This is a genomic window from Arthrobacter sp. StoSoilB20 (assembly GCF_019977295.1).
GTDB lineage: Bacteria > Actinomycetota > Actinomycetes > Actinomycetales > Micrococcaceae > Arthrobacter > Arthrobacter nicotinovorans_A.
In genome coordinates this window covers 2,256,041-2,282,591 of sequence record NZ_AP024651.1, presented here as the reverse complement: position 1 = coordinate 2,282,591, position 26,551 = coordinate 2,256,041, and the positions used below count along the sequence as shown (strand labels likewise).

The 26,551-nt window shown below is 60.4% G+C and carries 19 protein-coding genes and 1 pseudogene; 6 read left to right on the top strand and 14 right to left on the bottom strand.

Annotation, left to right across the window (positions count from 1 at the left end; translation table 11 throughout):
* Positions 1-387 precede the first annotated feature (387 nt).
* Positions 388-1,416 carry a substrate-binding domain-containing protein gene (locus LDN85_RS10285; protein WP_223945335.1) on the bottom strand — a complete coding sequence of 343 codons (1,029 nt, stop codon included), beginning with the start codon at positions 1,414-1,416 and terminating at the stop codon, positions 388-390.
* Positions 1,417-1,489: 73 nt separating this feature from the next.
* On the opposite strand from LDN85_RS10285, the gene LDN85_RS10280 reads away from it, so the two are divergent.
* Both LDN85_RS10280 and LDN85_RS10275 read left to right on the top strand, forming a co-directional pair.
* Positions 1,490-2,890, top strand: coding sequence for an amidase (locus tag LDN85_RS10280; protein WP_223945334.1), 1,401 nt, complete (start codon positions 1,490-1,492; stop codon positions 2,888-2,890).
* Positions 2,890-3,699, top strand: a complete 810-nt coding sequence (locus LDN85_RS10275; protein WP_223945333.1) for an alpha/beta hydrolase — start codon at positions 2,890-2,892, stop codon at positions 3,697-3,699. Before LDN85_RS10280 ends, LDN85_RS10275 begins: the two co-directional genes overlap by 1 nt.
* Before the next feature lie 280 nt (positions 3,700-3,979).
* Here LDN85_RS10275 and LDN85_RS10270 read toward each other — a convergent pair whose 3' ends face one another.
* From LDN85_RS10270 to LDN85_RS10250, 5 genes and pseudogenes are all read right to left on the bottom strand, one after another.
* Positions 3,980-5,446 (bottom strand): NAD-dependent succinate-semialdehyde dehydrogenase, encoded by a 1,467-nt coding sequence (locus tag LDN85_RS10270; protein ID WP_223945332.1) that lies wholly within the window; start codon positions 5,444-5,446, stop codon positions 3,980-3,982.
* Between the two features lie 39 nt (positions 5,447-5,485).
* A pseudogene (gene gabT / locus LDN85_RS10265) lies at positions 5,486-6,833 on the bottom strand (4-aminobutyrate--2-oxoglutarate transaminase).
* Between the two features lie 175 nt (positions 6,834-7,008).
* On the bottom strand, positions 7,009-7,815 hold the full coding sequence (locus LDN85_RS10260) for a maleylpyruvate isomerase family mycothiol-dependent enzyme (protein ID WP_223945331.1): 807 nt from the start codon (positions 7,813-7,815) through the stop codon (positions 7,009-7,011).
* A gap of 47 nt (positions 7,816-7,862) precedes the next feature.
* The gene (locus LDN85_RS10255; RefSeq protein ID WP_223945330.1) at positions 7,863-9,554 is read right to left on the bottom strand and encodes an amidohydrolase; all 1,692 of its coding nucleotides are present in this window, start codon (positions 9,552-9,554) and stop codon (positions 7,863-7,865) included.
* A gap of 154 nt (positions 9,555-9,708) precedes the next feature.
* Positions 9,709-11,040 (bottom strand): MFS transporter, encoded by a 1,332-nt coding sequence (locus LDN85_RS10250; protein ID WP_223945329.1) that lies wholly within the window; start codon positions 11,038-11,040, stop codon positions 9,709-9,711.
* Between the two features lie 156 nt (positions 11,041-11,196).
* Here LDN85_RS10250 and LDN85_RS10245 point away from each other — a divergent pair, with 156 nt between their 5' ends.
* A complete protein-coding gene (locus tag LDN85_RS10245; RefSeq protein ID WP_223945328.1) occupies positions 11,197-12,366 on the top strand; it encodes a helix-turn-helix domain-containing protein in 1,170 nt (389 codons plus the stop codon).
* A gap of 193 nt (positions 12,367-12,559) precedes the next feature.
* On the opposite strand, the gene LDN85_RS10240 is transcribed toward LDN85_RS10245, so the two are convergent.
* Positions 12,560-13,501, bottom strand: coding sequence for a LysR family transcriptional regulator (locus LDN85_RS10240; RefSeq protein ID WP_091551424.1), 942 nt, complete (start codon positions 13,499-13,501; stop codon positions 12,560-12,562).
* Positions 13,502-13,621: 120 nt separating this feature from the next.
* Between LDN85_RS10240 and LDN85_RS10235 the strand changes: the two genes are divergently transcribed.
* From LDN85_RS10235 to LDN85_RS10225, 3 genes are read left to right on the top strand one after another with little or no spacing between them, the layout of a single operon-like run.
* On the top strand, positions 13,622-14,614 hold the full coding sequence (locus LDN85_RS10235) for a DUF1852 domain-containing protein (protein ID WP_223945327.1): 993 nt from the start codon (positions 13,622-13,624) through the stop codon (positions 14,612-14,614).
* Positions 14,615-14,634: 20 nt separating this feature from the next.
* Positions 14,635-15,681, top strand: a complete 1,047-nt coding sequence (locus LDN85_RS10230) for a methionine synthase (RefSeq protein ID WP_223945326.1) — start codon at positions 14,635-14,637, stop codon at positions 15,679-15,681.
* 2 nt (positions 15,682-15,683) lie between these two features.
* The gene (locus LDN85_RS10225; protein ID WP_223945325.1) at positions 15,684-16,256 is read left to right on the top strand and encodes a flavin reductase family protein; all 573 of its coding nucleotides are present in this window, start codon (positions 15,684-15,686) and stop codon (positions 16,254-16,256) included.
* 53 nt (positions 16,257-16,309) lie between these two features.
* Here the strand turns inward: LDN85_RS10225 and LDN85_RS10220 are convergent, their stop codons facing one another.
* The 7 genes from LDN85_RS10220 to LDN85_RS10190 form a co-directional block, all read right to left on the bottom strand.
* A complete protein-coding gene (locus tag LDN85_RS10220; RefSeq protein ID WP_026540472.1) occupies positions 16,310-16,987 on the bottom strand; it encodes a response regulator in 678 nt (225 codons plus the stop codon).
* The gene (locus LDN85_RS10215; protein ID WP_051420775.1) at positions 16,987-19,626 is read right to left on the bottom strand and encodes a DUF4118 domain-containing protein; all 2,640 of its coding nucleotides are present in this window, start codon (positions 19,624-19,626) and stop codon (positions 16,987-16,989) included. Before LDN85_RS10215 ends, LDN85_RS10220 begins: the two co-directional genes overlap by 1 nt.
* A 49-nt stretch (positions 19,627-19,675) precedes the next feature.
* Complete coding sequence (kdpC, locus tag LDN85_RS10210) at positions 19,676-20,281, bottom strand: K(+)-transporting ATPase subunit C (RefSeq protein ID WP_026540471.1); 606 nt, start codon at positions 20,279-20,281, stop codon at positions 19,676-19,678.
* Positions 20,282-20,288: 7 nt separating this feature from the next.
* On the bottom strand, positions 20,289-22,427 hold the full coding sequence (gene kdpB, locus LDN85_RS10205) for a potassium-transporting ATPase subunit KdpB (protein WP_026540470.1): 2,139 nt from the start codon (positions 22,425-22,427) through the stop codon (positions 20,289-20,291).
* The gene (gene kdpA / locus LDN85_RS10200) at positions 22,424-24,091 is read right to left on the bottom strand and encodes a potassium-transporting ATPase subunit KdpA (RefSeq protein WP_223945324.1); all 1,668 of its coding nucleotides are present in this window, start codon (positions 24,089-24,091) and stop codon (positions 22,424-22,426) included. The genes kdpB and kdpA overlap by 4 nt, the downstream gene beginning before the upstream one ends.
* A gap of 6 nt (positions 24,092-24,097) precedes the next feature.
* Positions 24,098-24,196 carry a potassium-transporting ATPase subunit F gene (locus LDN85_RS10195; protein ID WP_155854075.1) on the bottom strand — a complete coding sequence of 33 codons (99 nt, stop codon included), beginning with the start codon at positions 24,194-24,196 and terminating at the stop codon, positions 24,098-24,100.
* A gap of 258 nt (positions 24,197-24,454) precedes the next feature.
* Positions 24,455-26,431 carry an amino acid transporter gene (locus LDN85_RS10190; RefSeq protein WP_026540468.1) on the bottom strand — a complete coding sequence of 659 codons (1,977 nt, stop codon included), beginning with the start codon at positions 26,429-26,431 and terminating at the stop codon, positions 24,455-24,457.
* Between the last annotated feature and the right edge of the window lie 120 nt (positions 26,432-26,551).

Genomic DNA, 26,551 nt, shown 5'->3' with positions numbered 1-26,551 from the left:
GCTCGCAGATATGCCTTCGTTAAAGCCTGCCGGTCGAAGATAATCTTCGGCCAGGGACGTGAATGCAAAGTGGACGTCCCAGTCACGATCGAGGTCTGCCCATCGAAGAGCCTGACGGACTCGGTTTCGCACGACTCCGAATCCTGGATTCTTGGTTTCCGGGATGAAGTTCTCGAGCAGTTGTGAAACCGCGTCCTCCGAATAGCCGTCCGAGGCCAGTTGCTGGTGCTGGGGTCGTTCTCCGGAAGGATTCGACGCCGACAGCAAGACAGCATCGCACCTCACCAAGTCGCGAAGGAGCCTGGTAACTTGCTCTGCGCGCTCTAGGACAACCGGCGTTGCTGCCATAGGAGCCGTAGGAGCTTCTAATGTGGGATAGGCGCGCATTTAGCTATTCCTGACATGAAGAAGTGTTGATTCCCGGATGACCAACTCCGGAGCCAAGCGCTCAGAAGACGGATTCTGTCCACGAAGAACTGAAACGAGCAACTCCAGCGCCCGGGTACCCATGGAATGCAGTGGTGAGCGCACGCTGGTCAAGGGCAACGGCAACTCGGCTGCGAGCTGAGTGTCGTTGTAGCCCGCCACGGCGATGTCCCTGCCGGGACGCAGTCCCGCATCGCGCACTGCGCCCAGAACACCGATAGCGGCAAAGTCATTGACAGCAAAAATGGCTGTCAAATCAGGGGCTTGTTTGATGAGGTATTCCGCTGCCTCATGGCCGCCTCTCGCATCAAAGGCGGAATTCACTGTTAACACTTCAATACCCGCTTTCCGGTACGTATCGACAAAGCCACTGCTCCGGTCCACGCCTGTACTGGCGAAAGACTCGCCAGCGACTACGCCGACCTTCACGTGCCCAAGGTCCAGAAAGTGCTCGGCAACAAGGCTGCCTCCCAGATAGTCATCACATGTCACGGATGGATACTTGGACGCGTACCGGCTCACGAGAACGAAAGGCACCCCGCGCGCCGCCACTTCATCCAGCACAACAGCGTCCCGGTGCGCGTCGCCGAGTATGAGGCCATCGACGTGACGGGACAAAGCCAAATCAATCCTGGCGCGCTGTTCGGCGGGGCGGTCATAAGTGTTCATTACAAACGTGGCCAGTCCATTGCGGGCACCCGCGTCCTCTACCCCCTCATAGATAGTGGCGAGCACCATGTCAGACAAGCGGGGAACCAGCACTCCAATCAGATTGCTTCGTGCCGTTCTCAGGCTCTTTGCATGTGGATTGGGTTGATAACCGAGCCGTTGAGCCCAATCACGCACTGCTGCTGCCGTAGCCGGTGACGCCGCACGCGAAACCTCATCAGGAGATCCGCTGAGAACCCTCGACACCGTCGAGACGTCGAGCCCCGCCGCCTGCGCAATCGTTTTCAGCGTGACCGAGCTGCTTTTATATCTACCTGGCATCGTTGAAAACTCCTTCGAAGGTTTGAGTACAAATCTTACCAAACGATTGTCCCAAACGTTTGGGTATGGTTACATGCAGTTCACCACCACCATCAACTGCGAAGAGGGACGTATGCGATCGCCCGAAGCACAACTGAAAAAGCCCTCTGGTGCGGGGTTTTTCGCCAGCGTTGGTGTTGCCGAGCTCGCCGCCATGATGCGGAGTGGGCTTATCACGCCAGCGGACCTTGTAAACATTGCATTGCAGGAGGCCCACCGGTGGCAGCCTTTGATCAACGCGTTCGTCTCGTTCGATGAGAACGGCGCCTATGCGGCGGCGGCGAGGGCTCGTACTGAGCTGGCCTCGGGAATTGATCGGGGGCCGCTACACGGCATTCCAGTTGCTGTTAAGGACGTCATCGATGTTCGAGGAATGCCCACAACTGCAGGTTCGCGCCACCGAAAAGACCACCTTGCTAGTGAGAACGCCGAATGCGTTGAACGGCTCGTCCAGGCAGGGGCGATCATTATCGGGAAGACCACGACCCACGAATTTGCGAACGGACCTACCGGAGATCGCTCTGCCACCGGTCCTACGCGCAACCCACACGATACCGACCATATGGCTGGTGGTTCGAGCAGTGGGTCGGCTGCCGCGGTTGCCGCTGGCATCATCCCATTGGCGCTTGGTACCGACACCGGCGGATCCGCTCGTATTCCGGCGGCTTGCTGTGGCGTTGTAGGGCTCAAACCCACCCATGGAGCTTTGCCCACCGGCGGGATGGTGCCTTTGTCACCAACTCTGGACACCATAGGCTTGCTGGCCCGCACCGCGGCCGACTGTCTCCTGATGTGGACCGCATTGAGAGGCACCCAGACTGTAGCTCTCCCCCGTGGTATCGGATGGATCAAATCGAATTCGATATATCCGACGCAACCCTCGGTCGCTTCCACTGTCCGCGACATGATCGATAATTTCCTGACAGGTGAAGCCGAAGTTCTGGAGGCTGGTGATCTGAGGGAAACATATAGGATCATTCAAGGCAGCGAGGCATACGCTCAGCACACAGAGCTCGTGTCCGGTGCGCCCGAACTTTATGATCCCGAAGTCCTCGCCAGGCTCCGTTCCGGAGGAGAGATTCTTGGGTGGGAGTACGTTAAAGCGATTAAGCTTAGGCACAGCGCCCGCCAAAGTATCCAGCCTCTACTGAGAAGATACGGGCTTCTGGCGCTTCCGACGATACCCCTGGCCCCTCCCAAGCTGAGCAGCCGTACGGAAATCATAAACGGAAGCAGCGTCGAGACCCGGAAGGCTCTTCTCTCCCTTACAAGCCCATGGAGCGTTTTAGGGCTCCCGGCCATCTCCATTCCAGCGGGCACGACCGAGGGGCTACCGATTGGACTACAGCTGGTAGGTCCCCCCGGAGCCGAATCCCAACTATTGAGGATGGCTGCGCAAATTGAAGAGACCCAGCACCCGATGAAAGGAAACTGATGCGAACACTTAAATTCAACCGCGAGGGAACAATTTTGACTGCCGAGCTACGAGAAGGCAGCGGACCGCCCGTGGTGATAGTTCCAGGCGTTATGTCCGATGCGTATACCTGGCGCCCTGTCGCCGATGCATTGAATTTGAATAACCCGATAATGGTCATCAACCGCCGCGGGCGGCTGCCTAGCGGCCCGACAGGTCGCGGCTACTCGGTCCGGACTGAAATTGACGATTTGCACCACCTCCTCGACACCCTCGAGGAGGACATCCACCTGTTCGGCTGGAGCTATGGGGGACTGATTGCTTTGGAAACGGCGACAGAGCGACGCAACCTGCGCTCTGTCGTCGCGTATGAGCCCGTCTCCAGCCCGTTCGGATCGAACGCCCTTGAGCCCCTACGTCTTGCTCTCGGGAGGGGCGACCTGGACAGCGCTGTCGAGGTGGTCAAGCGGGTCATGGCGGGTTACTCCGCCGAATATATGGCAGCGCTGCGCGCGGACCCTATTTGGCCTGTCCTCCGTATTCTTGTTCACCCCTTGGCTGATGAGCTGACTGCTATAAATGACCATGTTGCAGCGCTTTCCCGATACAGCGAAATCACGGCTCCAGTCACCCTGATGCTTGGCGAACGCAACGAGGAGAAGCCGCCATACGGTGTCGCTTTCACCGCCTTCTCTCAGGCCCTCCCCCAAGCCGAGGTGGTTCGGCTGGCAAATCAGGGTCACCTGGCCCACAGCGAAGCACCCGGCCTTCTGGCTGAGCACCTTACGCAAGCAGTCTTGAAGCACAACGAATACCAACATTCCAGTTAGTGCGCTATTGCCCTAACGAGAACTTCAGAACGAGCCTCCAACAGGCCCATTCTCATCCGGCCATTGGTTCATCAAATCACCTTCGCATTCTCGACTTTCCTGACGGATGCACCGCCAGGCAAGTCCAATCGTGATCCTGCTCCTGCGCAGACCGTTTGGCATGCACGGTGGGAGCAAAAGCGAGGACCTTCACGTTCCAGCCCGGAACGTGAAGGCCATCGCTTTCAGTCAGTTTCAGTGGCTATCGACTAGCCCCGAGAGATCGGTTCAGGGACGTCCATCAGCGGGGAATAAGGGTGTATTTGGTTGAGAGGAACTCGCTGATGCCCTCAAAACCGCCTTCCCGGCCGATACCGGACTGCTTAATACCGCCAAAGGGTGCTGCCGCGTTGGAGATGAGACCAGTGTTTAGGCCCATCATTCCCGTCTGCAGCTTTTCAATCATGCGCTGGCCGCGATGAATGTTCTCCGTGAACACATAACTGACCAGCCCATAATCTGTGTCATTGGCGATTTTGACTGCTTCCTCCTCATCAGTGAATCGGATGATGCCAAGGACCGGTCCAAAGATCTCTTCGGACATCAGAGCCGAGTTGGGACTGAGCCGATCCAGAACTGTTGGCTCGAAGTAGCTCCCGGGACCTTCGAGGGACTTACCTCCAGTGAGAACCGTTGCGCCGGTCGCTACGGCGTCAGCAACCAGACGTTGAACCTTTGCGACCGCACGGCCGTCGACCAAAGCGCCGATGTCAGTACTTTCCTCAGCTCCCCTGCCGATCTTCATTTGGGCCACCCGGTCGCTCACACGTTGAGCAAAAGCATCCGCGATCGAATCATGGACAATGATGCGATTCGCCGCAGTGCATGCCTGGCCGATATTTCGGAACTTCGCCAGCAGGACACCCTCCACGGCTCGATCCAAATCTGCATCCTCGAAGACGATGAACGGTGCGTTACCCCCCAACTCCATAGAAGTTCGCAGGACATTCTGGGCTGCGGCTTCAAGGAGCTTTACACCGACAGGGGTCGAACCGGTGAAGCTGAGCTTTTTGAGGCGGGCGTCCCTCAACAGCGCGCTGGACTGGTCCGCAGGCGACGTAGTTGGAACGACATTTACAACTCCTGCCGGCAGGCCCGCTTCTTGGAGCAGTTGTACCAAGAAGATGGTCGTCAGCGGAGTCAGTTCGGCGGGTTTGATGACAACCGTGCAGCCGGCCGCCAAGGCTGGGGCAATCTTGCGGGTTGCCATAGCCAAGGGGAAATTCCACGGCGTGATGAAATAGGTGGGCCCGACCGGAAGGTGCGACACGACGATGTTGCCAGCACCCTCAGGAGTAGGACGATAGTCGCCGCGGACGCGCACGGCTTCCTCCGAGAACCAGCGCAGGAACTCGCCTCCATAGGTCACTTCAGCGCGGGCCTCGGAGATCGGCTTGCCCATTTCGATGCTAATGAGCAGTGCAAAGTCCTCGCCGCGATCCATGAGAAGGTCGAACGCTCGGCGCAGGATGTTTGAGCGTCCCCGCGGAGAGGTCTCAGCCCACGCCTCCTGCGCCGTTACGGCAGCTTCGAGCGCCCTAAGGGCATCGTCGACGGTCGCATCGGCGATCGTTTTGATGACTTCCCCGGTTGCCGGGTCTTGCACGTCGAATGTCGCACCGGCCGAAGAGGGCTGCCACGTACCTCCGATGCCGAGACCGGTTTGCACCTGGTTGATCAGTTCTTGCTCGTGGGGCTTTAAAGTCATCGCTGTCCTTCTAAGTATGTGTAGTTGTTTTGCTGTGGTTCAGGCAGTTGCTTTGAGAGCTTCCGCCACGACCTGAAGGCCCTCGCGCAACAAGTCATCTGATATGGACAGTGGCGGCAGGAACCGGAGCACGTTGCCGTATGTGCCGCATGTGAGTACCAGCACGCCGTTCTGGCCTGCCTTCTTCGCGATGGCAGAAGTCAACGCAGCGGCCGGTCTCTGGCTGCCCGTTTCGACGAACTCGATGCCGATCATGGCACCGCGGCCGCGGATGTCGCCGACGCGGTCATCCTCTGCCGCTAGACCAGCGAAGAAATCGGGTGATGATGGCACCGATTGCCCGTGCACGTTCCGTCAGGTTTTCCTTTTCATAGGTTTCGATCGTTGCCAGAGCGGCAGCACAGGCGATGGGGTTCCCTGCATAGGTACCCCCGAGTCCTCCGTCCACGGCGGAGTTCATGATGTCTTTACGGCCAGTAACTGCCGAAAGAGGAAGCCCACCGGCCAGTCCCTTGCCGAATGTCATCAGGTCCGGCACTATGCCCTCATGGTTGGCAGCGAACATGTCACCGGTACGGGCAAAGCCGGTTTGCACCTCGTCCAGGATGAGAATGACCCCGTTCTGGGATGTCCATTCCTGCAGGGCGGGTAGGAAACCGTTGGCAGGGGCGATGAAGCCGCCTTCACCCTGAATGGGTTCGATGATGACGGCAGCGACACTTTCGGCACCGATCTGCTTCTCCATTTGAAGTATCGATCGTGCAGCTGCCTTAGGGCCTGTGAGTCCGTCTCGATAGCTATAGGAGGCGGGGACCCGGTAGATCTCGGGGGCGAAGGGTCCGAACCCGTTCTTGTAGGGCATGTTCTTTGCGGTCATTCCCATGGTGAGGTTGGTTCGCCCATGGAACGCGTGGTCGAAGACAACTACGGCCTGCCTGCCGGTGTAGTGGCGAGCGATCTTGACCGCGTTCTCCAGGGCTTCAGCACCGGTGCTGAAGAGGGCCGAGCGTTTTTCGTGGTCCCCAGGGGTGATGGCGTTGAGCTTCTCGGCAACTTTGACGTAGCCCTCGTAGGGGGCGATGGTGAAACAGCTGTGTGTGAACTGCTCGACCTGCTGCCGCACAGCATTCACCACAGCGGGGGCTGAATTACCGACACCGGTGACGGCGATGCCGGAACCGAGGTCAATAAGGGAGTTGCCATCGGCGTCGATCAGCACCCCGCCTCCGGCGGCTACTACTGAAATTGGGAGCACTCCGCCGGTGCCTGTGGCAACGGCTGCGTCCTTGCGGGCCAGCAGTTCCTGTGATTTCGGGCCGGGGATTGTGCTCACGAGCTTCCGCACCTGCGGGAGAGTGGGGCCGCCTGTTATTGGTGGAGCCGACATGGTGACCTCTTCTTTCAAGAGTTGTTGAGGAGATTTTTTGGTAACCAGTGCGTGGGGCATCTGCGGACTTTCCGGGAGGACGAGGCAGATGCTTCCGCCAATGAGCACCGAACACCCGCACGTGCGGTGTTCTTGGTCGGAGATCGCCTTGGTTGGGCTTCTTCCGCAGTGGCGATTAAATCCAGCGATGCGCCGCCGGCGCAGGGCCGATCTCACGTCCATCCGCAGTAATCACCACGACGCCATCGTGACCACGTCCGGTGGCCCAGGCCAGGAGGTCTGTAAGTGTGCCGGAGATTGACAGAATGTCGCCGCCTGCCGGTTCGGTTTGTCCTTCATCGCCAGGCTGAAAGTCCTTCTGGGCGTCTGTTGGGACAGCGCGCACATAATGGCCGTCCCGGCCCTCCCAAGTAGTTAACACATCCTGCAGGATGCGGGCTGCGGCTGGCAGGGGAATGTCCTGGACGGTTGCCCCGTTGTTGAGGTCGATGGCATGCAACCATAGTTCGCGGGCCCGCATCCAAATAGTCTCGGAAATGGGAATCATGCGCCCCTGCGCGTTCTTTACCTTGTAAGTCCAGCGATCGTCGGGGAGATTTGTCCAGGCTTCTTCGAGCTGTGCAGCCTCCCGCGATGAGAGCCGGCTCAGACTCGCGTGGGAGAGTGTCGACCCGAGGTCGATCTCATCGGCCCGTGACTCAGGCGATTCGTACATCGGATTCTCGATCCCTGTCTGCGCCCACTGGACCAACCGGGCAAGTGCTCGGGCGTTGTAGCCGATGTGCGCGATGACGTGCGCTCGGGTCCATCCGGGCAGGAGCGATTCGCCCTGAAGGTCCTCGGGGTCCAGATCGCGGATCAGCCGGTCAAAGCTTGCCTGTCCGTCGCTGGCGAGGGCGAGATCCAATGCGATCGTTGTTGCCGGTTCTTCGGCTGGGTCTGCATCCGATAGCGAACGCGTTGAACTTTTTACTTCGTGCACCGTTAGATCCTCTTTGTTGTGTGCGTTTGGGTTGGGATACTCGGTCGTCAGTTGGTGACCGACAGGAGCTGCAATTCAGGTGTCGGATTCTTATGAGCTTTCCGGGCGTCATAGCTCAGCCGGCCACCAAGAATCGTGGCCACGACGTCGATCTCGGCGATGTTGCGGGCCGTCAGTGGCGATTCAGAGAACACCGTGAAATCGGCGAGTTTGCCGCGTTCCAGCGTGCCCTTGTCCCGGAATTGACCGGTAGCGCGGGCTGCCCACTCTGTGTGCGTTCGAAGTGCTTCCTCAGGTGTGATGGCCTCCCCTGCGGCGAAAGGCAGGCCTTTGTCCGTCCGCCGGTCAACGGCTGATTGCATGCCCCTGCGCAGGTTGTTATCTGCTACCGGCAGGTCGGAAGATCCTGCGAGAAGGGCTCCCGCGTCGATAACGGACCGGCCCCTGTACAGCCAGGATTCCCGGTCGGACCCAACCAGAGTCACAATCTGATCGCCTAAGGGACCAATGAATCCTGCTTGGGGGGCCACTGCGATGCCGAGGACACCGGCGCGAACGACTTGGTCCGGGCGGGCCATGCCGAAATGCTCAATGCGGCAGGGTGCTTCGCCGCGGCCGTATCTGTTCTGTGCCTCCTCGATGAGGTCCATCGCCAGGTCGATGGCTACATCGCCAATGGCGTGCAGCGCCAGAGGCCACCCGGCACGGTAGGCACTCAAGGCGCGCTCCCGGTAGGTGCCTGGCTCGTCCAAAAGGTAGCCAGTGTTGTGATCGTGTCCGCAGAAGGATTCGGTTACTGCAGCGGTTGCTCCCAAGAGGGAGCCGTCAAGGAAGACTTTGACGTGTCCGAATCGGACGTAATCGTCTCCGAAGCCGTAACGAAGTCCCAAACCCAGTCCAAGACCTACTCCTTGATGGTGGAAGTCGGCAGGATGCCCCGTTATGGGTTGCAGCGCGTCCATGGCGGGCATCAGCTGCGCGCGTGCATGAAGATGCCCGGTTTCGGCGGCGGTCTGGTACGCAGCAACCTCGACAGGACTGTGGCCGATCCAGCCGCCGCCGATGCCGGCTTCGGTGAAGCTGGTTATCCCTTGCGCCGCGTATCGTTCGGTCGCAGCGTCCAATGCCCGAACGATTTTCTCAGTTGAGTAAGGCAGTAGGAGTGCCTGCACCAATCCCTGTGCGGCTTCTTCCATGACACCGGTAGGTTTTCCTACGGCGTCCCGCACCACAATTCCTCCTGCTGGGTCCTGGAAATCGTGATGTGAAGCCCCGATTAGATCCAGCGTGGCGCTGTTAGTGATTGATGAATGTCCGGAAGCGTTCCGAAGGTACAGCGGGCGATTACCAGTTATGTCATCAATTCGTCCTATGTCAGGGAACATTCCGCCATGGTGGGCTTGGTTGAAACCGGTACCGTGAACCCAAGCCTCGGCATCACCGGACAGACGTTCCATTTCAGCCTCGATCTTGGAGTAAACGTCCTCGAGTCCCCTGCACCCGCTCAGATCCACCGCATCCAGGCCCAAACCCCACCATGTTGTGTGGCAGTGGGCATCGATAAGACCCGGGGTAATGCATGCATCACCGAAGTCAAGGCTGCACTCTGCCTCCATGCTTGCGATTTCGTCATCAAAGCCAACGATACGTTCGCCGATGACTCCCACAGCGGTCGCAATGGGCCGGTCGGGGTCCATGGTGAGAATCTCGTTCGCCCGGACAATCAGGTCGAGCTTCATGGTGAACTTCCTTTCTGAGGACCACTCTCATCTTTACTGTGATGTGTGAGTGACCGTTCTTTAGACGAGTGCCCGCTCGGACTTGTCAGCATTGGGCGGCCCTATCGGGCCCGGTCTGAGGTGGCAATCGAGGCGACGGCCCAGGCCGGTCTTGTTAGTGCTTGAAGCCGGGAAGATTCACGCTGAACCGGGGTGCGATTGCACCAGCCGAAGCGGTAATGATCGAGATGAGTACAAGCATCGCGGCGGCGGGCCACCAGTGATTCCCAGCGGCTGCAACTACACCGGTGACAATCAAGGGAACGAAGCCCGCCACCATGGCCGAGGTGTTGTTTGCAACAGCCACACCCGTAAAGCGGGTCTTGGCTTCAAACAGGCCCGTCAGAACCGCGCCTGTGCCGGCGTAGGGGAAGGAGAGAGTCGAGACTGCAAGGACCATGGCGATGACGACAAGAACAGGATTACCTGAGGTGAGCAGCAGGAAGGCAGGAACGGCTACCACTGCGGAGGCAATACCGCCCCACAGTATGACCCGGCTTGATCCATATTTAGCGCCGAGGCGTCCGCTCCAGATAATGACAAATATCTCTACTACCGCGGCAGCGATAGTGCCAAGCAACATCAGGGTCGACGGGTACTTGAGGACGTTGACTCCGTACCAGACGCAGAACGTGGTGACCAGATAGAAGCCGCCCATGCCGAGGAGGCAGGAAGCCATACCGATCAAGAGCTGCCGCCAAGAATTCTTAAAGGTGGTGCGGACAGGGGTCTGCTCAATTTCGCCGGCTTCTTCGATTTGGCGGAACACTGGCGACTCTTCGAGCTTGGCGCGGATGTAGATGGCAATGAGCAGCAGGGGCAGGGAAATGAGGAACGGGATACGCCAGCCCCACGCGTCAAAGTTTTCTTTGGTGAAGAGGATTGTGACCAGGAAGAACCCTCCGGAAGAGAGTATCGTCCCGATGGGGGAACCAATCAGTGGAATCACGGCGTACCGTGCGCGAAGGTGCAACGGGGAGTTTTCCACCACCAAGGTCAGGGCCCCTGACCATTCTCCACCGACGAAGAGGCCCTGTACTACCCGTAACAACACGAGCAGAATTGGGGCGGCAATACCGATTGCGGCATAAGTCGGCAGCACCCCGATAAGACCAGTAATCATGCCAATGCCAATGATCGTGATCATCAGGGTCTTGCGGCGCCCGATCCGGTCGCCCATGCTGCCGAAGATGATTCCGCCGAGGGGTCTGGCAGCAACGCCAACCCCAAAGGTGGCGAACGAGGCCAAAGCCGCCGCAGTCGGGTTGCCGCTTGTGAAGTACTGAACGTTGAACACCAGTGCCGCTGCGGCACTGAAAAGGAAAAAGTCGTAGTACTCAAGTGCGGAGCCGATCAATGCGCCCAACGCGACCTTGTTCGCGTCTTTCCTACTCAGCTCTTTGACGGCATGTTGCTCAAAATTCGCCGCCTGTAGTGTCTCACTCATTGTCATCTCCGTTGATGCGTGATCCGGTTTACGTTTACGTGAATCTTCCGCAAACATCTTGTCCAATGAGGTTCTCAGGAGTTACAGCCTTTTTCGCACAGCATTCGCTTCGATTTTATTGGTAAAAACAGTGCATATGCACATATTCTGGAAAGCATGGACATGAACCAACCCCGGCTTAGCGGCGGTCCGGAGCCCCACGATTCCATGCGCTGGCAGGAGCTGCTGGACCAGCTGGACGTTGAGGAGCTCACCGAGGCGTTTCTTTCTCGAATTACCGCTATCCCCGGTTACGACCCTGCCCCGATCCCTCTTGCCGAGATACGGCGAACGGGGCGCCTGGCCTTCGAGGCCATGGTTACCGGCCTACGTGAGGGTGGGCTTCGTGAAGCAGTTGCTGTAGCCGCTGATGTCGGCGTCTCCCGAGCACGAGCGGGAATCCCCATCACCTCATTGATGTCAGCTATACGCCTTGATTACAACATCCTTTGGGAAGCCCTTACCAGGGTGGCAACACCGGACGATGCAACGCTGGTGGTTCGGCACACCTGGATTGTGCTCGACACCGTCGACGAATACGCGGGACAGACTCAGCGGGCATTCATCGCAGAACGGGAGCGTATGCAGGACGAAGCATTTTCCGTACGGCAGGGCCTGTTGGCGGAACTCTTCCAGACACCCGAACTGACGGACGAACAGTTGCGCACCATTGCCGGTGAGCTTGAAATTTCCCCCGCCAGCCCCCTGATAGTGGTAGGTGCCGAGCCCGATGAAATGCCAGCGCTGAGGGTCTTTATCGCCGCAGCCGAACGCGCAGGCAGAAACGTGTTCTCCCATCACCGTGGTGACGCACTCATTGCGTTCACCACGCAACTCGAAGGGACAGATCCCAAGCGCGATGCGTTCCGTCGCAATTTGCTCACCATCAGAGTCGGACTTACCGATGCTGATGCGGGCCTCCGGGGTCTTCGTCAAGCAGCAAACATCGCACGCGATCTCGCTCGGGTGTTCAGAGGCGGTGAGCACGGTGCAATGACTTGGAAGCGAGGCTGGGCCAGACTGGCCAACCGGAGCCTGATTCTGGCAGGGCACCCCGTACTGACAGACGTCACAGCAGCCCTTTCAAGCTGCACTAGAACGGAACGTAACCGGTTGGAAGAATCAGTCCGCAGCTACCTCCGTACGGGCAGTGCCGGAGACTCGGCAGTAGAGCTCTTTTGTCATCGGAATACGTTGACAAACCGTCTACGTCGTTTCGCGGAAATCACAGGGATCGATCCTACCGTCCCACAGGACGCTGCGCGCCTCGTCGTCGGGTGGGCATAAAGACCCTCTGCCCACCACCGGCGTGATGTCCCCGAGCTGGATCGTCACCACCTGGAACAGGCCGGTTTCCTCGCCGACGTCCGCCCCGGCCATCCCAACGACGACGGCGGCACTTACGACAACTGCAGCCCGCTCCGGTGCCACAACCAGGTCCAATCACCGAAGCGGTAAAGACCCGCCCACTCTCCTGCGGTCAGTCGAGCAGCGCTACGCCGAACTCAGCGACGACGGCCCGCAGTTCCCTGAGGTAGTGCTGTGCTTGGTCGGTGAGCGGGATCGCGGCGTGGCCGATCCAGCCGATCTCTATGCGTTCGTCAACGTCGAGCGGGATGGCGACGATCTCCGGGTCGAGCTCCCCGCTGATGATGCCCGTGGAGATGGTGTAGCCGTGGAGCCCGATCATGAGGTTGAAGATCGTGGCACGGTCAGAGACCCGGATCTCCTGCTTACTGGACATGGTGGAGAGAATCTCCTCTGCGAAGTAAAAGGAGTTGTTCGCACCTTGATCGAAGGTCAGCCGCGGCATCCCGGCGAGATCATCGAGGGTCGCACGCTCTTTTGAAGCGAGCGGGTTGTTCCGTGCAACGAAAATGTGAGGATCGGCGAGGAAAAGCGGAGTGAACGCGAGCCCGGATTCCCGGAGCAGCTTGTCGATGACTTTCCGGTTGAAATCGTTCCGGTAGAGGATGCCTATCTCGCTCCGGAGCGTCCGGACATCCTCAATGATGTCCCACGTGCGGGACTCACGCAGCGAGAACTCGTATTCGGCTACATCAGTGGCCTTGACCATCCGGACGAAGGCGTCCACCGCGAACGAGTAGTGCTGTGTTGACACCCCGAGCAGACGCCGCCGCGGCGGCCTGCCAAGGTAGCGCTGTTCAAGGAGAGCGAACTGCTCGACGACCTGCCTCGCGTAGCCGAGGAACTCTACCCCGTCAGCGGTGAGGGTGGCCCCGCGGGCGGAGCGAACCAGGAGCGCACGGCCAACCCGGGCCTCAAGGTCCTTCATCGATGCGGACATCGTCGGCTGCGCTACGTAGAGAAGATCGGCAGCCGCAGAGATCGAGCCCTCCGCTGCAACTTCTATGAAGTAGCGGAGCTGTTGCAGGGTCAATCCGCTCGAAATCTGGGCCATAGGAAAATTCTATATCAATGCATAGCAACCACTAGTTACCTGATACCCCTCCTAAAGCTGCACCATGGATACATCACCTTCGGAAAGGCCGTCTCCGGCCCATCAACGGAATGGCAGCACATGGCAGACGACTTCACGTTCAGCATCACCACGACCCCCTTCGACGAGGACTACTCCCCCTCGGAAGGGTCGCGGATCACCACGAATTTCGCCAACCTGGCAAGGGGCGAGCACCGCCAGGAGAACCTCCGCAACGCCTTGACCATGATCCGGCGCCGCTTCAACGATCTCGCAAGCTGGGACAACCCGGACCGGGACCGTTACACGCTCGAGCTTGAGATCGTTTCCGTGCAGATAGAGTTCACTGCCGAAGGCACCGATCAGAAGTTCCCCCTGTTCGAGGTTCTCGACATCCAGATCGTCGACCAACTGAACGGGGTCCGCCACCAAGGGATCGTCGGGAACAACTTCTCCTCCTACGTCCGTGACTTCGACTTCAGCGTCGTACTGCCAGCGGCATCAGCGGAGGCAGGCAAGCCCACCGTCCCCGAGAACTTCGGCGATCTGCACGGCAAACTGTTCCAGCAATTCCTCGATTCCCCGGCGTGCCAGGAACGTTTCCCGCAGCCGCCAGTGGTGTGCATCAGCGTCTCCACAACCAAGACGTACCGGCGAACGGAAAACCATCACCCCGTCCTGGGCGTCGAGTACCAGCAGGACGAGTTCTCACTGACCGACGCGTACTTCGCAAAGATGGGGCTGCGGGTCCGCTACTTCATGCCACGCGGCAGCGTAGCGCCGTTGGCCTTCTATTTCCGCGGCGACCTGCTCAACGACTACTCCAACCTGCAGCTCATCGGCACGATCAGCACCATGGAGACGTTCCAGAAGATCTACCGCCCGGAGGTCTACAACGCGAACTCCGCCGCCGCCGTCGTCTATCAGCCGAGTCTGGGAGAGCAGGATTACTCGCGGACACAGATCGATTACGACCGCGTCGAGCGCAGTCAGCTCGCGGTCATCCAGGCGAAGTACACCGAGGAACACTTCATCACGCCCCACAAGGATCTATTGGACCAGTGGACCGCCAAACACCCCGCCCTCGTCAACTGACCCACGGAGAAACGTCAATCATGAACACACTTTTGCCCACCACCGTCGTTGGAAGCCTGCCGAAACCATCGTGGCTCGCACAGCCGGAGACTCTGTGGTCTCCCTGGAAACTGGAGGGAGATGCGCTGCTCGAGGGCAAGCAGGATGCGCTGCGCATCGCCATCCACGAACAGAGCCGACGCGGCATCGACATCGTCAGCGACGGCGAGCAAACCCGCCAGCACTTCGTCACCACCTTCATCGAGCATCTCAGCGGGGTCGACTTTGAACAGCGCAAGACCGTGCGCATCCGCGATCGCTACGACGCAAGCGTGCCCACCGTCGTCGGACCGGTGCGCCGCGAGCGGCCGGTATTCGTCGACGACGCGAAGTTCCTCCGCGCAACCACCGACCGGCCGATCAAATGGACGCTTCCCGGTCCCATGACCATGGTGGACACACTCTTCGATGACCACTACAAGAGCCGCGAGAAGCTGGCCTGGGAGTTCGCTGCGATCTTGAACCAGGAAGCGAAAGAACTGGAGGCGGCCGGTGTGGACATCATCCAGTTCGACGAGCCCGCGTTCAACGTCTTCCTCGATGAGGTCAAGGACTGGGGCGTCGCTGCACTTGAGAGAGCGGCAGAAGGGCTGCGTGCGGAAACCGCCGTGCACATCTGCTACGGCTACGGGATCAAGGCCAACAACGACTGGAAGGCGACGCTCGGCTCACAGTGGCGGCAGTACGAGGAAACGTTCCCGCTGCTTCAGAGCTCCAGCATCGACATCATCTCGCTGGAATCCCAGAACTCCCACGTGCCCATGGACCTCATCGAGCTCCTCCGCGGCAAAAAAGTCATGCTCGGGGCAATCGACGTCGCAAGCGATACCATCGAAACCCCGGAGGAAGTCGCCGACACCCTCCGCAAGGCCCTGCAGTTCGTCGATGCGGACAAGCTGATCGCCAGCTCCAACTGCGGCATGGCACCGTTCCCCCGCGACGTCGCACTGGCCAAGCTGAGTGCCCTCAGCGCAGGGACGGACATCGTTCGCGAGGAACTCACCCGCTCCACCCCCAAGGTGTCCTAACGATGTTTCACGCCTACCCCACCGACACCTGGCTGGGGGCTCCGAACCAGAGCTTCCCGTCCTCACTCTCGGCCGACGAATTCAAAGCACTGTTCCGTGGCCACCCAGGCGGTGTCGCCGTCATCACGGCAGATGCCGGCGACGGACCGGTGGCACTGACAGTATCCTCGGTGGTGTCAGTCAGCGCGGAACCTCCGCTGCTGATTTTCTCGGTCTCAGCACTGTCCTCAGCGTCGGAGGTGCTTTCGCGCGCCGAAACCGTCGTGGTGCACCTGCTGGACGCGCACGACGTCGACTTGGCGAAGTTCGGAGCGACCCCCGGTGCGGACCGCTTTGACCAGACGCACCGCTGGTCCGCCCTTGCAACCGGCGAAGCGGTATATAACGATGTCCGCGCCTGGGTGCGCTGCGCCGTCATCAACCGCATGGAGGTAGGGACCTCCACCATCATCGCCGTTCACGCCCTGGAGTCCCGCGTGATGCGTGACGTCCCAGCGGGCGAACCCGGCGACGCCTTGGTCTACCACAACCGTTCCTGGCACCGCTTGGGCGAGCATTCCAAGCTTGACGGCTGAGCGCCGCGCCAACAACGCGAGGCGCCAAGCCGATACCAGACGTATCAAAGCACTCACGGCTGAAAGCGGTAACCCATCCCTGGTTCGGTGATGAAGTGTTGCGGATTACCCGCCTCCGGTTCGAGCTTGCGCCGAAGCTGCGCCATGTAAACCCGGAGATAGTTGGCTTCCTTGGCATAGGCCGGCCCCCATACCTCGGTGAGGAGCTGTTGCTGGGTGATGAGTTTTCCGGGGTTCCGGACAAGAACGTCCAGAATGCTCCACTCGGTGGGAGTTAATCGAACGTCATCACCACCGCGGTTGGCCTTTCTCCCTGCCAGATCGAGCGTGAATGAGGACGTCGCAACTACGGGAGATTCATCGGAAGGCTCCACTGTCCGTCGTAGGATCGCCCGGAGCCGCGCCAGTAGTTCCTCCAGGCCAAACGGCTTGGTGATGTAGTCGTCCGCTCCGGCATCCAGTGCTTCAACTTTGTCGGTGGACCCGTGCCGTGCGGACAGCACCAGGATGGGCACGTCGCTCCATTCGCGGATCCTGGTGATGACGTGAATACCCTCGATGTCGGGTAGTCCGAGGTCAAGGACCACGACGGCGACCGGGTGCTGTGCCGCTGATAGTAAGGCGGCTTCACCGTCCGCGGCGGTCGTTACGCCATAGCCGTGGGCCTTTAGAGTGATCTGCAGGGCTTTGAGGATGTGCGGATCGTCATCCACCACCAAAATGTTGCTCATCAAAGGACCCGCCGGATGTCAGCAGGTGGGACATGGGGGTGGTGAAGCAGCACAGATTGCGCCTCCATGGGCGCCTGCCCGGAAGCCCATTCCATGGGCGCTCCGGTGGATAGCGGCATCCGGATGACCATGGTCAGGCCTCCGCCCGGTGTTGCCTCGGCCGTCAGGGTTCCTCCCATGGCTTCCGCGAAGCCCTTTGCGACCGCCAGGCCCAATCCGACGCCGGTGCTCGCGGGTACGTCATCCAGCCGCTGGAACGGCTGAAACATGCGCACGACGCCGTCGGCGGGAACGCCTTGGCCGTGGTCGATGATCCGCAGCTCTCCCGAGGGGCGGCCGCCCAAGGACGTGGTGCTCAGCCCGCCGCCCGAAGCAACGATCACGATGTCCGAACCTGGCGCATACTTGACGGCATTCTCCGCGACGTTGGCGATCACGCGTTCCAGCATGCCGGCGTCAGCGTCGATGGCGGGCAGGTTCGCCGGCAGGTCCACGCGGATACTGCCGGAAGGTACTCCACGTAACGCGGGCGGGATGACCTCATGCCAACGGACAGTTTTGATCAGGGCGTTGACCGAGTCCGAGGTGATCCTGGACATGTCCAAGAGATTTCCCACCAGGACATCGAGCCGATCCGAACACTCGTCGATTGTCGTCAGCAGGTCCTGCTGTTCCTCGGGCGTGTAGGCCACGTCGTGTTGTTTAAGTCCGCCGACGGCCAGTTTGATGCCGGCCAGGGGTGTGCGGAGATCGTGGGAAACGGCGCGAAGGATGGACGTTCGCATGATGTTGCTTTCGGCCAGCCGCATGACTTCGCGGCGGCTGGCCGCAAGCTGCCTGCGCTCGAGCTGGGCTGCAAGATGCGTGCCGAAGGCTCCAAGAAGACGTCGGTCGCTCGCTGGAAGAGTCCTGCCATACAGAATCAGACGGGTCCGATCATCGATCCGCTCCGTGGTGCCGCCGGCAAGCTGACCATTGCTTTCAGGAGTCGCTGAGTCTGTTTCACCGGCCTTGGCCAGCAGTCGCCAGGCCCTTTCGGGCTCTGATCCGTCGTCGGCCGTGAACAATGACGCCCCCCGCATTTGGAAGACTTCCAAGGCCTGCGCCAGCAGTCCCTGGACGGTATCCTCGGCATCCGTTGCTCCGCGCGTCAAATCAGCCATGGTCGCTGCTTCTGCACTGGCGCGCTTGGCCTCCTTTGATCGCCTTGCCGAGATGTCGACGACGGCGGCCACCGCGGCCGAGACGCCGACGAAGACAAGGAGCGCCAGCAGGTTCTGTGGATCGCTGATGGTCAAGTTTCCAACAGGTGGCGTGGAGAAATAGTTCACCAAAAGGCTGCTCCAGACTGCCCCCAGGAGCGCTGGCCAGAGTCCACCGACCAAGGCAACAGCGACCGAACCGGTGAGCTGGACGAGAACCGCCGTCGCGATGTTGTGGGACGGACTCGCCGCCAGAATGAGCTGCAACAATGCCGGCAGGACAACCGCAAGTCCAAACCCTACTGCCGCGCGGGTCTTCCCGAGTTCACCACGGTAGGGTCGGTCCACACCCTGGCCGCCCAGCGGATGGGAGACCATGTGAACGTCGATGTCTCCTGATTCCCGGACAACCCTGTTACCGACGCCGCTGCCCATCAACCGCCCGGCCAGGGAACGGTGGCGGGAAACGCCCACCACGATCTGTGTCGCGTTAACGCTGCGTGCGAAGTCCAGGAGCGCCTGGGCCGGGTCCTCCCCCGCCACCGTGTGGTAGCTTCCGCCGAGGTCCCGTATCAGGTGTCGCTGCGATTCGAGATCCTGTGGTGACTCAGCGGAAACACCATCGGCTGCGCGGACGTGGACCGCCAGGAGGTCGCCGCCGTTGACCCGTTTGAGTATTCGGGCGGCCCTGCGGATCAGGACTTCGCCTTCGGGGCCACCAGTCAGCCCGATAACGATGCGTTCCCGGGCTGGCCAGCTGGCATCGATGTTGTTCTCTGCCCTGTACTTAGCCAGTCCTTCATCCACGCGGTCGGCAAGCCAGAGCAAGGCGAGCTCCCGCAATGCCGTCAGATTTCCGAGCCGGAAGTAGTTCGACAGGGCTGCATCCACTTTGTCGGCCGCATAGATCTTCCCGTCCCCTAAACGCTGGCGGAGCAGTTCCGGGGAGATGTCCACCAGATGGATCTGGTCGGCACGGCGCACGACGTCGTCGGGAACGGTCTCTGCTTGGCGGACTTCCGTGATCGCCAGGACAACGTCCCCCAGTGAGGCCAGATGTTGGACGTTCACGGTGGACAGCACGTTGATGCCGGCCTCGAGGAGTTCCTCGATATCCTCCCAGCGTTTTTTATTGCCACTGCCGGGGACGTTGGAGTGGGCGTACTCATCGACGACGGCGGTGTGCGGCCGCCGCGCCAAGACGGCGTCGAGATCCATTTCCTCAAAGGCCGTCCCCCGGTACTGGATGGTCCGTGATGGGATTGATTCCAGGCCCTGGGTCAACGCCCGCGTATCGCTGCGGCCGTGATCCATGGCGAAGGCCACCACAACGTCCTCGCCGCGACCAAGCAGCCGGTGGGCCTCTTCGAGCATGGCGTAGGTCTTGCCGACGCCCGGGGCAGCCCCCAGGAAGATTCTCAGTGTCGCCCGTGCCATAGCCTCATTCTTTCACCCCGAAGGCCCTCCGCTCCGATGGTCAGGTGCCTCACCGCGCGGCCTCCGCAACCGCCAGGTTCAGTTCGGCGACATTCACCGAGGGCTGACCGAGGAAAGCCTCAAGTCCATGGCTCGTGTGCTTGGTCACGAGGCCCTGAAGCGCGTCCGGGGTGAGCCCTTGCGCTTTGGCAACTCTTGGGATCTGGAGGGTGGCATACTCGACAGAGATGTCCGGATCCAGTCCTGAGCCGCTGGCCGTCACGGCATCTGCAGGCACGGCGGACTCGCTGACGCCTTCCAGCTCCGCAACAGCGGCACGGTTGGCGGTGACGGCGTCGAGCAATTTTGTGTCGTTGGGACCCAGGTTACTGGCCGACGACGTCGCCGGGTCCCAGCCGACCGCCGAAGGCCGTGCATGGAACCAGGCCGGGTCCTGTGTACCTGCCTCGTCTGCGGAGGCCTGCGCGATCAGCGCTGATGCCGCCGGATTTCCGGCGTCGTCTTTCACGATGGACCCGTTGGCTTGGAACGGGCCAACAGCCTGTCCCACACCGAAGACTGCCAGCGGATAGGCAAGCCCCAGGATGAGGGTGGAGAGCAGCAGGAACCGCAGGGCGGTGCCTGCTTGACGGAGATAACCGAGCAGCATGTTCATGGTGGTCCTAGCCGATACCGGGGATGAGGGAAATGAGCAGGTCAATCAATTTGATGCCGATGAACGGCGCCACGAGCCCGCCGAGGCCGTAGAGGAGCAAGTTCCTGCCAAGCGCCTGGTTTGCTGAGACCGCCCGGTATTTCACGCCGCGCAGTGCCAGAGGCACCAGAACGATGATGATGAGGGCGTTGAAGATCACAGCTGACAGGATGGCCGAGGCCGGGGTGGCCAGGCCCATGAGGTTCAGCAGTCCCAGGCCCGGGAACGCTGCAGTGAAGAGCGCGGGGACAATGGCGAAGTACTTTGCAACGTCATTAGCTACGGAGAACGTGGTCAACGCACCCCGGGTTATGAGAAGTTGTTTTCCGATGCCCACGATGTTGATCAGCTTGGTGGGATCGGAATCCAGATCCACCATGTTCGCCGCTTCCTTGGCAGCCGGTGTCCCGGAGTTCATCGCCACGCCCACGTCGGCGGCGGCAAGGGCCGGTGCGTCGTTGGTGCCGTCGCCGGTCATGGCAACCAGGCGGCCTTCGCCCTGTTCGCGGCGGATGACGTCCAGTTTGTCTTCGGGGGTGGCTTCAGCGACAAAGTCGTCGACTCCGGCCTCCGCGGCAATCGCTTTGGCCGTGACAGGGTTGTCGCCGGTGATCATCACCGTCCGGATGCCCATCCGCCGAAGCTCGGCGAATCTGGCGTGCATGCCGGGCTTGACCACGTCGGCCAGGTGCACTGTTCCCAAAACCCGGGTTCCGCCGTCGTGCGTGCTTTCGGCGACCAGCAGCGGTGTGCCACCCTCCGCCGAAATTTCCTGCACCCGTCGCTGAACCTCGGCGGGCATGCGCCCGCCTGCCTCCATGACATAGCGTTCGACGGCGGACGCGGCACCTTTTCGGATCCGGCGTCCGTCAACGTCCAAGCCGCTCATGCGGGTGCTGGCCGTGAATTCAACGATGGCAACCTCCTTCGACGCATTCCGGATCTCCTCCATATCCGGACCGTTCCTGCCTTTGTCGTTGGCAAGGTCCACAATGGAGCGCCCTTCAGGGGTTTCATCGGCCAAACTGGACAGGCGAGCGGCCTCGATGAGATCGGAGTCCTCCACGTCATTGGCCGGGAAGAAATTGACTGCGCGCCGGTTGCCGTAGGTGATGGTGCCGGTCTTATCCAGCAGCAACGTGGTGATATCGCCCGCCGTTTCCACCGCGCGCCCTGACGTTGCCAGGACATTATGCTGGACCAGCCGGTCCATGCCCGCGATGCCGATAGCCGGAACCAATGCGCCAATGGTGGTAGGAATCAAGCACACCAACAGGGCTACCAACACGATGGGTGACGGCGTGGCCCCGGCCAAGGATGCGAACGGCGCCAGAGTCATGGTGACCACCAGGAAGACGATGGTGAGCGATACCAGCAGCACGTGCAGGGCGATTTCGTTGGGCGTCTTTTGACGGACTGCTCCCTCAACGAGTTTGATCATCCGGTCAATGAACGTCGCTCCAGGCTCGGCAGTAATGCGGACCAGGATGCGGTCTGAGAGAACCTTGGTGCCACCGGTGACGGACGAACGGTCACCACCGGATTCACGGATCACCGGCGCTGATTCGCCCGTGATGGTGGACTCGTCAACGCTGGCAAGGCCCTCGATGATCTCGCCATCGGACGGGATGACGTCGCCGGCTTCACAGATGACCACATCGTTCAACTTAAGGTCCGTTCCAGGAACCTCCTTGATGCTCCCATCCTCCAAACGGAGCCGCGCGAGAACCCCTTGGCGGCTGGCCCGAAGACTGTCGGCCTGGGCCTTCCCGCGGCCTTCGGCGATGGCCTCCGACAGCGTGCCGAACAGCGCGGTGAGCCAGAGCCAAACAGTGACGGCTATGCCAAACACGTCTGGTTTGACCATACAGATCACCGTGCAGATGGCGGCACCCGCCAGCACCACGAACATCACTGGCGAATGGATCATTTGCCGAGGGGAAAGTTTTTTCACGGCCACGGGAAGGGCCGCCCGGATAGTAGCTGCGTTCAGCTTCGCCGGCGCTTTGGTGTGGTGTTTATGGTCTCCCGGAGTGCCAAGGGGGTTGCCGTCGGCGTACGTCAGCGCGGCGTCATCCGTTGCCGATGCCGTGGTGGACGGAGTCATTTGATGAGTCCTTCTGCGAGGGGGCCCAAAGCCAGGGCCGGGAAGTAGCTAAGTGCGGTCAGGATCACGGTCACGCTGAGCAGCAGTGATCCGAAGAGCCAACCGTGGGTGGGCACGGTTCCGGAGGAGGCTGGGATTTTACGTTGCCTGGCCAACGAACCTGCCAGCGCCAGGACGAGCGCGATGGGCAGGAAGCGGCCGAGCAGCATGGCGATCCCGAGCATCACCGAAAGGTAGGGACCGGAGCTGGTGATGCCGCCAAAGGCAGAACCGTTGTTGTTGGCACCGGAGGTGAAGGCGTAGAGCACCTCGCTGAACTGGTGCGGACCGGACGCCGGGGCGTTGGACATGACGCCCGGCAACAGCACCGTGACGCCTGCCATGACCAGCACCAACGCAGGTGTCACCAGAATGTAGAGGGCTGCGAGCTTCATCTCCCGGGGGCCGATCTTCTTGCCCAGGAATTCAGGCGTGCGGCCCACCATAAGGCCCGCAATGAAGACGGCGATGATGGCCAGGACCAGCATTCCGTACAGTCCGGATCCGGTTCCTCCGGGGGCCACCTCGCCGAGCATCATGTTCAGCATGGCGACACCGCCCGCCAGTGGGGGCAACGAGTCGTGGGCAACGTTGACCGCTCCGGTGGACGTAAGGGTGGTGGAAGCTGCGAAGATCGAGCCGGCAGCCGGTCCCAGACGCTGTTCGAAACCTTCGCCCAGACCTCCGGCAGCCGCCGTCGCGGTTCCTTGGGCCGAAGCAACAGCCCACCCCATCAATGCTGTGGACGTCAGCCAAAGCCCAGCCATGACGCCCGCAACGGTGTAGCCCTGACGCTGGTCCCCCACCATCCGCCCGTACATGTTCGGGAGCGCCGAAGGGATCAGCAGGATCAGGAAGACCTGGAACATACTCGTGAAAATGCTCGGATTCTCAAACGGATGCGCGGAGTTTGCATTGAAGTAGCCGCCACCGTTGGTGCCCAGAACCTTTATTGCTTCCTGGGAAGCGACCGGTCCACCGGGAATCAGCTGGGTGACCCCACTGGCCGTATTGGTGACCTCCGTGGACCAGAAATTCTGGACGACGCCGCCGATCACCAAGGCGATGGCCCCCACGGTTGCCAAGGGAAGAAGGACGCGGAAGGAAGCCCTTGCGAGGTCAACCCAGAAGTTGCCAAGACGCTCTGTCTTGGTTCGCATAATGCCGCGGATCAGGGCGACCACCACCACAATCCCTACGGCGGCCGAAAGAAAGTTCTGGACGGCCAGCAGGCACATCTGGACGAAAATGCCCATAGTGGCCTCCGGCACGTACGTTTGCCAGTTGGTATTCGTGACGAACGAGATGGCTGTGTTCATTGCAATCCACGGATCCACGCCCGGAAGGTCGTTGCTGCCGGGAAGAACGCCTTGGAGTCGCTGCAACAGGAAAATCATTAAAATGGAGACCGCCGAGAACACCAGAACGCTGCGCAGATACACAGACCAGCTCTGTTCAGTTCCGGCATCGACCCCGGCCAAGCGATGGAACAACCTCTCAGGCCGCGACGATTCAGTGCCCGAGAAAACCCGTTCCAGATACACGCCCAAGGGCTTGTGCAACAGCACGAGAACGAGCACCAGGACGACTAACTGGGTGATGAAGGAAGCAGCGCTGAAGACCACCGGCCATCACCACTTTTCCGGGTGAAGCAACACTGCCAGCAAATAGCCCACAGCGGCGAGGCCGGCCAGGAACAGTCCGATCCACATGATCGCATCCAGCGTCATTGCCCGCTCACCGGACCATCGCCGTCGACCATTTTGCCCAAGAGGTGGGCAACCCACATCACGATTCCCATGCACGCCATAAGAATCACCACAACAGCCACGTCGGCCACTGGAACGTCCTTTCATCAGCGCCCCGTTCGCGGGGCTGATGTCAGTCAATCCCTTGAAACGGGACGAAAAGACGATCCTTACGGTTCCTTAATGCCGGCGGGGTGGTTCTTGATGAATCCTTAACGCCAAGACGGGCCAGCTCAATGTTCAGCCGACGTGGACCCACGGCCGCCGCGTGACATCCGGTTCGGCTTGCCGCAAGACTTCACGTGTTACCGGGGCGATTTCTCCTTCGCCCAGGAAAAGGAAACGCACTAGATTGAGCACGGGATTGCCCTCCGTCCAGCGGAAATAGATATGCGGCATCAACCCGGTTACGTCCCGGATATGCAGAAGTACTGAGGCGATGGTGTTCGGCACAGCCGGTGCGTGAACTTCCAGGACCCGGTAACCGTGCCGGACAACCCCCTTCACTTCCAATGCGGTTTCGAAATCCGAGGAGTCATCCACCACCACTTCCAGGAACAGCGCCGGGAAGTCCGCAGGCAGGTGGCTGACAGCAACGGCAGAGTCGAACTTATCCCGGTATGCCTTCGCGGTTTGCCTCAAAGGTTCATGCGAGATGATGCCAATGGGTCCGTCCTCGATGGCTGTGATGAACTCGATGGCCTTTTGGTCAAAGCGGACATGAGTGGCGTGCAGTTCGAACGAGCGCAGCACCCTGGACAACAGCGAGATCAAGATGATGCCCAGAATGAAAAAACCGGCGATCCTGATACCCTCTGGCCTCTCAATAATGTTTGCCACTGTTGTGTAGATGAAGACCACGGCAATGACTCCGAAGCCCCAGGTGCGTTTGGGTTGCTGTCGTCTGCGGGCCGATAGGGTCACTGCAACGGCGGCAGAGGTCATGAGCACCAGGACACCGGTGGCATACGCTCCGCCTTGGGCGTCCACATCGGCATCGAAGAGGTAGGTGACCAGAAAAGCGATGGCCGCGAAGACCAACACCAGGGGGCGCACGGCTTTAGCCCACTCCGGTGCCATGCCAAACCGTGGAAGGTACCGTGGAACGAGGTTCAAGAGCCCCGCCATGGCCGAAGCGCCGGCGAACCAGAGAATGGCAATCGTGCTGACGTCGTACAGGGTGCCAAAACCGGCACCCAGATGCTCGTGGGCCAGAAACGCCAAGGCGCGCCCGTTGGCCTCTCCGCCTGGTTGGAATTCACTTTCAGGGATGAGCACCACTGTGGTGAAACTGCTGGTGATCAGGAACGAACTCATGATCACCGCCGCTGTTGTCAACAGCCGGCGGGTCCCCTTGATGCGCCCTTCAGGGTACGCTTCCGTATCCGAAACGTGGCCCCTGACCTGGGGCATTACAGCCACTCCGGTTTCAAAGCCCGACAAGCCCAGAGCGAGCTTGGGGAACACCAGCAAGGCGATTCCGACGGCCATGAACGGATTCCCATGTGACGTTGTCAGCGCTGTCCACCAATCCCCCACAGCAGACTGGTGCGTGAAAACCTCCACGAGCGTTGTTGCCACCACCACGACATTCAGTGCCAGATACAGGGCAACCAGCACCACCGCCACGCCAATGGCTTCCTTGAAACCGCGCAGAAAGACGGCGGCAAGCAACGCAAGCAAAATCAGTGTGATGGCCACATGCTGCCCGCGGAACCATCCCGGCACGAAAGGATTCTCAATCAGGTGTGCCGTCGCGTCGGCTGCAGAGAGTGTCATGGTGATCATGAAATCGGTTGCCGCGAAACCGAGCAGGACCAAGACGAATAACTTTCCGCCCCATCTTGGCAGCAAACGCTCGAGCATGGCGATCGAACCCTCGCCCCTGTGGCTTTCTCCCGCAACACGGCGATACACAGGTAGCGCCCCCAACAGCGTTACAGCAACGAGGACCAGCGTAGCCAACGGGGAGATCACCCCTGCCGCCAATGCCGCGATGGCTGGCTGATAGCCCAGAGTGGAGAAATAGTCGACGCCCGTCAGGCACATGACCTGCCACCAGGAATGCGTCTTCTCCCGCCTCGAACGCACACCGCCGGGCCCCTGATGGGAACCTCTGGAGTCCTGGAGGCCGAACAACAGCCACGATCTGAATCGCTCCGGAACCCTTGGACCAAGGGCGGACGGATCCGCTGGGGGCCTGCTCATAGTGGTCATAACTGCCTCCCGTGGGATGCGTACCCTGACTCCTACGGCGAACCTAGCACCAAGTACCCATCGCTTCTGCTTGAGCGCTTATATCTTGATGAAATCCTTGCACCCGAGCCCAGATCCTCA